Source organism: Mesorhizobium sp., assembly GCF_004963255.1.
In the GTDB taxonomy this organism is placed as follows: Bacteria; Pseudomonadota; Alphaproteobacteria; order Rhizobiales; family Rhizobiaceae; genus Mesorhizobium.
Window position 1 is genome coordinate 75,825 of the sequence record NZ_SUGA01000026.1, and the last position, 7,170, is coordinate 82,994.

General features: G+C 64.6%; 8 protein-coding genes. 4 read left to right on the forward strand and 4 right to left on the reverse strand.

Translation table 11 applies throughout. From position 1 onward, the window contains the following. Nucleotides 1-3 precede the first annotated feature (3 nt). The gene (gene carA, locus E5X34_RS23175; RefSeq protein ID WP_292569364.1) at nt 4-1,209 is read right to left on the reverse strand and encodes a glutamine-hydrolyzing carbamoyl-phosphate synthase small subunit; all 1,206 of its coding nucleotides are present in this window, start codon (nt 1,207-1,209) and stop codon (nt 4-6) included. A gap of 262 nt (nt 1,210-1,471) precedes the next feature. On the opposite strand from carA, the gene E5X34_RS23180 reads away from it, so the two are divergent. Beyond that, nucleotides 1,472-1,921, forward strand: coding sequence for a GatB/YqeY domain-containing protein (locus E5X34_RS23180; RefSeq protein WP_292569367.1), 450 nt, complete (start codon nt 1,472-1,474; stop codon nt 1,919-1,921). 111 nt (nt 1,922-2,032) lie between these two features. Here E5X34_RS23180 and E5X34_RS23185 read toward each other — a convergent pair whose 3' ends face one another. Then, on the reverse strand, nt 2,033-3,031 hold the full coding sequence (locus tag E5X34_RS23185; protein ID WP_292569370.1) for a hypothetical protein: 999 nt from the start codon (nt 3,029-3,031) through the stop codon (nt 2,033-2,035). Between the two features lie 284 nt (nt 3,032-3,315). Here E5X34_RS23185 and E5X34_RS23190 point away from each other — a divergent pair, with 284 nt between their 5' ends. Together E5X34_RS23190 and E5X34_RS23195 are read left to right on the forward strand one after the other, a co-directional pair. Then, entirely contained in the window at nt 3,316-4,026 is a 711-nt protein-coding gene (locus E5X34_RS23190; protein ID WP_292569373.1) for a DNA helicase, read from the forward strand. A 44-nt stretch (nt 4,027-4,070) separates the two neighbouring features. Further along, nucleotides 4,071-4,628: a GNAT family N-acetyltransferase gene (locus tag E5X34_RS23195; protein WP_292569377.1), complete on the forward strand. Its 558-nt coding sequence runs from the start codon at nt 4,071-4,073 to the stop codon at nt 4,626-4,628. 18 nt (nt 4,629-4,646) lie between these two features. Here the strand turns inward: E5X34_RS23195 and E5X34_RS23200 are convergent, their stop codons facing one another. Continuing rightward, nucleotides 4,647-5,033, reverse strand: a complete 387-nt coding sequence (locus tag E5X34_RS23200; protein WP_127253753.1) for a DUF983 domain-containing protein — start codon at nt 5,031-5,033, stop codon at nt 4,647-4,649. Between the two features lie 131 nt (nt 5,034-5,164). Here E5X34_RS23200 and E5X34_RS23205 point away from each other — a divergent pair, with 131 nt between their 5' ends. After that, complete coding sequence (locus tag E5X34_RS23205) at nt 5,165-6,523, forward strand: PLP-dependent aminotransferase family protein (protein WP_292569380.1); 1,359 nt, start codon at nt 5,165-5,167, stop codon at nt 6,521-6,523. A gap of 29 nt (nt 6,524-6,552) precedes the next feature. Here E5X34_RS23205 and E5X34_RS23210 read toward each other — a convergent pair. Next, a partial coding sequence (locus tag E5X34_RS23210) for an MFS transporter (RefSeq protein WP_292569383.1) occupies nt 6,553-7,170 on the reverse strand: 618 nt, incomplete at its 5' end.

The following is a 7,170-nucleotide window of genomic DNA, read 5'->3' on the forward strand; positions in this document are numbered from 1 at the left end:
GAGCTAGGCCCGCTCCGCCAGAGCTTCCTCGCCGCGCCGCTCGCGGATCAGGTTGACGAAGCGACGGAACAGGTAATGCGAATCCTGCGGGCCGGGCGAGGCCTCGGGATGATGCTGGACCGAGAAGACCGGACGGCCCGTCAACGCGATCCCGCAGTTCGAGCCGTCGAAGAGCGAGACGTGGGTTTCCTCGACGCCTTCGGGCAGCGAGTCGGCGTCAACGGCGAAACCGTGGTTCATCGAGACGATCTCAACCTTCCCGGTGGTGTGGTCCTTGACCGGGTGGTTGGCGCCGTGGTGGCCCTGATGCATCTTCTCGGTCCTGCCGCCGAGCGCCAGCGCCAGCATCTGATGGCCGAGGCAGATGCCGAACACCGGAATGTCGGTCTTCAAGAGGTTCTGGATCACCGGCACGGCGTATTCGCCAGTCGCTTCCGGGTCGCCGGGGCCGTTGGAGAGGAAGATGCCGTCCGGCTGCATGGCGAGGATTTCCTCAGCGCCGGTCTTGGCCGGGACGACGGTGACCTTGGCGCCCAGGCCCGCCAGCAGGCGCAGGATGTTGCGCTTGACGCCATAGTCGATGGCCACGACATGCATCGACGGCGCGTCCTGCTCGCCATAGCCCTCGTTCCACACCCACGGCGTCTCGCGCCAGACCGAAGACTGGCCCGACGTGACCTCCTTGGCGAGATCGAGGCCGATCAGTCCCGACCAGGCAGCCGCCCGCTGCTTCAGGTCCTCGATGTCGAAGACGCCGTCTGGCGCATGCGCGATGACGGCGTTGGGCATGCCCTTCTCGCGGATCAGCACGGTCAGCGCGCGGGTGTCGATGCCGGACAGCGCGACGATGCCGCGCCGCTTCAGCCACTGGTCGAGATGGCCGGCGGCGCGATAGTTGGACGGATCGGTGACATTGGCCTTGAAGATCGCGCCGACAGCGCCGGCGCGGGCCGCCGGATGCAAGTCCTCGATGTCCTCGTCATTGGTGCCGACATTGCCGATATGCGGGAAGGTGAAGGTGACGATCTGGCCGGCATAAGACGGATCGGTGAGGATCTCCTCGTAGCCGGTCAGCGCCGTGTTGAAGCACACTTCCGCAACGGCCGACCCGGTGGCGCCGAGACCGCGGCCCTCGATCACCGTGCCGTCGGCGAGCACCAGAAGGGCGGTCGGCTTTTCGGTGGCCCAGGGGGCGGTGGTCGTGGCCATGGCGGCACTCCTGTCAGGCGGTGCGACCGGTCAATGGGACCACTCGCGCAGCAAAGCGCGCGAAGCAGGATTTTCCAGCCTCCGCGCGTCAACTCATTGTCTCATGCAGGACCGAGTACATAGGCGAAGGCACCCGAACGGTCAATGCGGACGCCGCCAGCCAGCTCTGTTTTCTATTCGTCCAGCAATATCAGCAGCTTGCGGGAATTTGCGTTGCCCGTTCGGCGAAGCTATTGTCCGCCGCATTCGAAGGAGAAGCACGATGCGCGAGAAAATCGCCGAATCCATGAAGAGCGCGATGAAGGCGCAGGACAAGCACCGCCTGCCGACGCTGCGGCTGATCCAGGCCGCCATCCACGACCGCGATATCGCCAATCGCGGCGCCGGCAAGCCGCCGGCGAGCGAGGAGGAGATCCTGCAGATCCTAGCCAAGATGGTGAAGCAGCGCGAGGAATCGGCCAAGGCCTTCGAGGACGGCAAGCGGCCGGAGCTGGCGGCCCAGGAGCGCGGCGAGATGGAGATCATCCGCGAGTTCCTGCCGACGCAGCTCGATGAGGCGGCGATCACGGCGGCGGCGCGCGAGGCGATCGCGGCGACCGGCGCCGCCAGCCAGAAGGACATGGGCAAGGTGATCGGCGCGCTGAAGCAGAAATATGCCGGCCAGATGGACTTCGCCAAGGCCAGCGCCATCATCAAGGGGCTGCTGCAGTAAGCGGCAACCTAAGAGCGTTTCGCCGTTTCAGGGAACCGGCGAAGCGCTCTATCTCCTTGTTTTTTGGCAATTCCGGACGGAAAACCGTTACACGCTTTTCCTGGAATTGCTTCAGTCCTTGCAGATCGGCACCGGCTGCGGCGGCGGCGCCGGATGGTCTTTCTTGTACTGCGCGATGATCGGCTCCAGCATCTTCTTCGGCCAGAATTTGGGCGTGCCGATCTCCTTGAGGCAGGAGGCGTTCCAATAGGTGCCCGCGGCTGAGAGCGCCTGGCCGGCGGCCTTGGCGCGCGCAACGGTGGCGATGTCGCGCGATTCAGGGTAAATGTAGAGCGTCGTCGGGCTGTTCTTCACGAGGGGGATGATCTGCTCGGCATCGGCCGGCGACCAGCTGGTGCAGCCATTGCTGCGGCCACCGGCGTAATTCACCAGCTTGCCGTAGGGCACAAAGCCATCGTGATCGGCGTAAGAGCTTTGCGGGTACTTGCGCATGCACAAGCCCTTCAGGATAGCCGCCGGATGCCCGCCGATCACACGCTGCCTGGCGTTCGCCGTCTCGCCTTCGCCGTCGAACTGGATGAAGCTGCGCATGAACATCGCGTTCTGCGCGCCGACGCGATAATAGCCCTTGAACGAGGTTTTGGTCTCCGCCGTCATATAGGCGCCGCCGGCCGTCAGCTCGGAATCCATCGCGTTGCCGAAGTTCTTCGCGCAACGCCTGCCGTTGGAGAAGTCGGCGACGCCCTTCAGGTTGCGGCCGCCGCCATGGCCCGAGGAGACCGCACGGAAGAGCTGCTTGGCTTCGCAGATGATGTAGTAGCGCTGGCCGAGCACGCTGTTGCCGAGGTCGCCGGGACGCGTGGCATCCATGGCGAAATAGCAGGGGTTGCTGACCGAACCGTCACTGACTTTCTTCTGGTAGAGCGCGCGCGCCCGCTCAAGCACGACCTCAGAGATCTGGCCCTCGCCGTCGCCGACATGGCGCTGCAGCCAATCGGGAATGATCGACGGCCGCAAGGCGGCAAATGAGCTGACCGATGCCGTCAGCGCGGCCAGGATTGCGACAAGGCAAAAGATGGCCACACCCGGCGGAACAGATCTCAACCGCACCGTTTTGCCCCTCCTGTCGAAATGTCTCATACCCCGTGAATCACCCTGGACTAATCATAGAAGGTCTCGCACGCATCGGCGAAACACTTCTAGTTTAGCGACGCCTTTTGGAGGTCGGATTTCCGGTCTGCTTCGATTGCGATATCATCTGATTCCCGGCGCGCCCACGCCTCCTCCCTCCATCGGGAAGCATTGTTCATGCAGGGCAGTCCATCACCAACCAACTGTTCGGGCGCCAGGCATAAGGAGGGGTTGCCAAGACTGCTCGCGGCAGGAGGTTTTCGATGCGGCTTTCCGCACCCGTCTATCATCTGAAACGCCAGGCGAGGCTGCTTTCTCGCCGGGAAAATGTTCCACTCCACACGGCGCTCGACCGCGTTGCCGCCAAGGAAGGCTTCGGCAGCTGGAGCCTGCTTGCAGCCAAAGCCGCCGAGGCGACGCCCGCGGGCAGCCTGCTGGAGCGGCTTATGCCCGGCGACATGGTCCTCGTGGCGGCGCGGCCGAGCCAGGGCAAGACGCTGATGAGCCTCGAACTTGCCGTGGCGGCCATGAAGCAATGCAATCGCGCCGTGTTCTTCACCCTGGAATATATGCATGCCGACATCCTCAATCGGTTCCGGGACATCGGCGCCGACCCTGCCGATTTCGACCATCTGTTCGAGTTCGACAATTCCGACGCCATCAGCGCCGACTACATTATCGAGGCGTTGCGATCGGCGCCGCCCGGCACGCTGGCGGTCATCGACTATCTGCAACTGCTCGACCAAAGGCGCGAGAATCCGGAGCTCATGGTCCAGATACGCGCGCTCAGGTCGTTCGCCCGGGAACGTGGGCTGGTGCTGGTCTTCATCTCGCAGATCGACAGGTCCTACGATTCCTCCGGGAAACCGTTCCCGGATATCGGCGATATCCGGCTGCCGAACCCGCTCGACCTGTCGCTGTTCGACAAAGCCTGTTTCCTGAACAAGGGCGAGATCCAGTTCCAGGCGACTTGAGAGCGATCCACGCGGCGGCTATGCCGATCTCGACAGGAGCGAACATGATCGAAATCGTCAGACCCGCGCTCGAACATTTGCCATCCTACAAGGCCGCGTTGGAGCGCGGCTGGTCGCCCGACAATGTGCGGCTCCTGGAAGCGACGCGCGAGCAGCTTGCGGCGATCGAGAAAGATCCCGTCGAATTTCTCGCCAGCCTCGACGACCCCGAGGCCAAGGGGCCGCCCATCACCTTGCCCGACGGCACGACCGTGCCGCGCCTGCCCGGCTTCCGGCGCTGGATTTGGGATGGCGAGACTGCCGGCTCCATAGGGCTGCGCTGGCAAAGAGGCACATCGGCGCTGCCGCCGCACGTGCTTGGCCATATAGGCTATGCGGTGGTGCCGTGGAAAGAGGGGCGCCGTTACGCCACCGAAGCGTTGCGGCTGATGCTTGACGAGGCGAGGGCAGTGGGCCTGGACCATGTCGAGATCACCACGGACCTCGACAATCTTGCATCCCAGAAGGTGACCCTCGCCAATGGCGGCATCCTTGTCGGGCGCTTCACCAAGGTCGCCGCCTATGGTGGCGCGGAAAGCCTCAAATATCGGATCGATCTTTAGATCCAAGCGGTTGGGCGGTCACTCGCCGGGCCTGGCCAGCCTTCCTTCTTCCGCCTTGTGGTAGAACTGGCTTGCCACAAGCCAGCCTTTGAGCGGCCTGAGCGGTGGGATGCAGGTCGCGAGAACGATCGGGATCGAAACGAAAGCGTGGAACCACATGGAGGGCTCGAAAGTCACCTGCGCCCAGACGGCGAACAGCACCGAAGGCACGCAGGCAAAGCAGATGACGAAAAAGGCCGGGCCGTCGGCGGGGTCGGCAAAGGAATAGTCGAGCCCGCAGACCTCGCATTTCGGCGCCAGTTTCAGGAATCCGTCGAACAGGTGGCCCTCGCCGCAACGCGGGCAGCGTCCGCGAATTCCCACCTGCCAAGGTACCAGGGGTGGATAATGCGCAAGGTCTTGCATGATGGTCTCTCCGGTGGATCTCGCGTGAGGCTGGACTGGCCTTGAGATCGCTGATGCATACATATATCATTCTTGTATGCAGACAATGCGACAAAATGTATGGATGCGAATAAGTGACCCGAGAAAATGACATGGGCTGGCTTCCGGTTCTGGAGGCGGGACCGCGACCGGTCTATCTGAAGATCGTGGACGCTCTCGCTGATGCCCGCTCGGGCGGCCGCTTGCAGCCGGGCGACCGGTTGCCGCCGCAACGGGAACTCGCCAGGCTGCTGGGGGTCGATCTTACGACCGTGACGCGGGCGTTTTCCGAAGCCCGACGCAGGAACCTGATCGACGCGACGGCGGGTCGCGGCACCTTCGTCACGCCGGGCGAGCCGGAAGAACCTGTCCTCGATCTCAGCATGAACATCCCGCCGGCGCCCGCCGGCCTCAACCTGCCGGCACTGATCCGGACAGGCATCGAGGCGTTGCTCAAGCGCTCCAGCGCGGAAGCGCTGCTTTCCTATCATCCCGGCCCAGGCTCGCCCGCGGAGCGCGCCGCCGGCTCGTCATGGCTCGCCGCGGCGGGAGACAGGCTGCCGGTCGACAGGGTCGTTGTCGGCTCGGGCGCGCAGGCGCTGCTCACGGCCGTCGTGCTGGCAGAGACGCGCGAGGGCGACACGATCCTTGCCGACGCGCTGACCTATCCAGGGCTGATCGCGCTGGCCGGGACCACGCGGCGCAAGCTCGCCGCTGTCGCAAACGACGCTGACGGCATTCGGCCGGACGATCTCGAGCAGGCGGTGCGGCGGCACGGCGCACGCGTCCTCTACCTCAATCCGACGCTGCAAAATCCGACCGCATCCGTCATGCCCGAAAGCAGGCGGCGGGAACTCGCCCGCATGGCCGACAAGCTCGGGCTGACCATCGTCGAGGACGATCCTTATAGAAGGTTGCTCGCTGCGCCGCCACCGACCTTTCTCAATCTGGCGCCGGAGCGGACCTTCCATGTCGCGACATTGGCGAAATGCATCTCGCCTTTCCTGCGCACGGCCTTCCTGGCGGCGCCTGATCAGCAGGCCGCCGAGCGCATCGCGGCAGCGATACGCGGCACCACCATGATGGCGCCGCCGCTGATGACGGGCCTTGCCTGCGAGTGGCTGCGAAACGGCCTAGCCGATGAGATCACCACTGCCGTCTGCGCCGAAGCACAGGCCAGGCAAGAGATTGCCCGCACCATCCTCCCCAAGGGTTTTGTAGCAACGGATGCCGGCCTGCACCTCTGGTATCCGCTGAAGAACGAATTGCGCTCGGCCGAACTCGCCGACATTGCCCGCCGTCGAGGGTTGGCGATCAGCCCTGCCGAAGAGTTCGCCATAGGAATGGACGTCGCCAATGGCTTCCGCCTGGCGCTGGGCGCCACGCCCAACCGCGAACGGTTGAAGGAAGGCCTTCAGAGCCTGGCCTCGATCCTATCAAGAGTGCCGGGCTCCTCGCGACCGAAGGTCTGAAGCAGCAAACCGTAGCTTGGCGCGGCCCGTTACTCGGCCGCCGCCGGCAGCGGCGGCGTCGCGCGGCTGCGCCATTCCCAGGCCTGCGAGCCGACAGCCACCACCACCGCCACCAGCATGGCCAGGGCGCCGGCGAGCGGCAGGCTGCGATAGCCGTAGCCGGCATTAAGCATTGCCGCGCCAAGCGACGCGGCGAGCGCGATGCCGACATTGAAGCCGGACGGGATCAGCGCGGAAGCGAGGTTGGAAGCATCGGCCGTCCAGGCGAGGATGCGCGTCTGGATCGGCGCGCCGATGGCGAAGTTGAGACCGCCCCAGATGACGATGGCCACGATCATCGGCACCGGGTAGGGGCTGACAAGATGGATGACGCCGAGCGCCATCGCCTGCAGGGCGAGCATGACGATCAGCGACGGCATCAGCTTCCAGTCGGCGAGCTTGCCGCCGACGAGGACGCCGATCGTGGCGCCGACGCCGTTGAGCAAAAGCACCCAGGGGATCAGGCTCTCGTCGAGGCCTGTCACTTCGAGCAGCATCGGCGTGATGTAGGTGAACGGCGCGAACTGGCCGATCATCAGCATCAGCATCAGGATCAGCGAGGTCCAGACCTGCTGGCGGCCGAGCACACGAACTTCGCGCGCCAGGCC

Bases quoted from the DNA above. Each gene is read 5' to 3' on its own strand.
- carA (WP_292569364.1), bottom strand. From the start codon at position 1,209: ATGGCCACGACCACCGCCCCCTGGGCCACCGAAAAGCCGACCGCCCTT.
- E5X34_RS23180 (WP_292569367.1), top strand. From the start codon at position 1,472: ATGCGCGAGAAAATCGCCGAATCCATGAAGAGCGCGATGAAGGCGCAG.
- E5X34_RS23190 (WP_292569373.1), top strand. From the start codon at position 3,316: ATGCGGCTTTCCGCACCCGTCTATCATCTGAAACGCCAGGCGAGGCTG.
- E5X34_RS23195 (WP_292569377.1), top strand. From the start codon at position 4,071: ATGATCGAAATCGTCAGACCCGCGCTCGAACATTTGCCATCCTACAAG.
- E5X34_RS23200 (WP_127253753.1), bottom strand. From the start codon at position 5,033: ATGCAAGACCTTGCGCATTATCCACCCCTGGTACCTTGGCAGGTGGGA.
- E5X34_RS23205 (WP_292569380.1), top strand. From the start codon at position 5,165: ATGGGCTGGCTTCCGGTTCTGGAGGCGGGACCGCGACCGGTCTATCTG.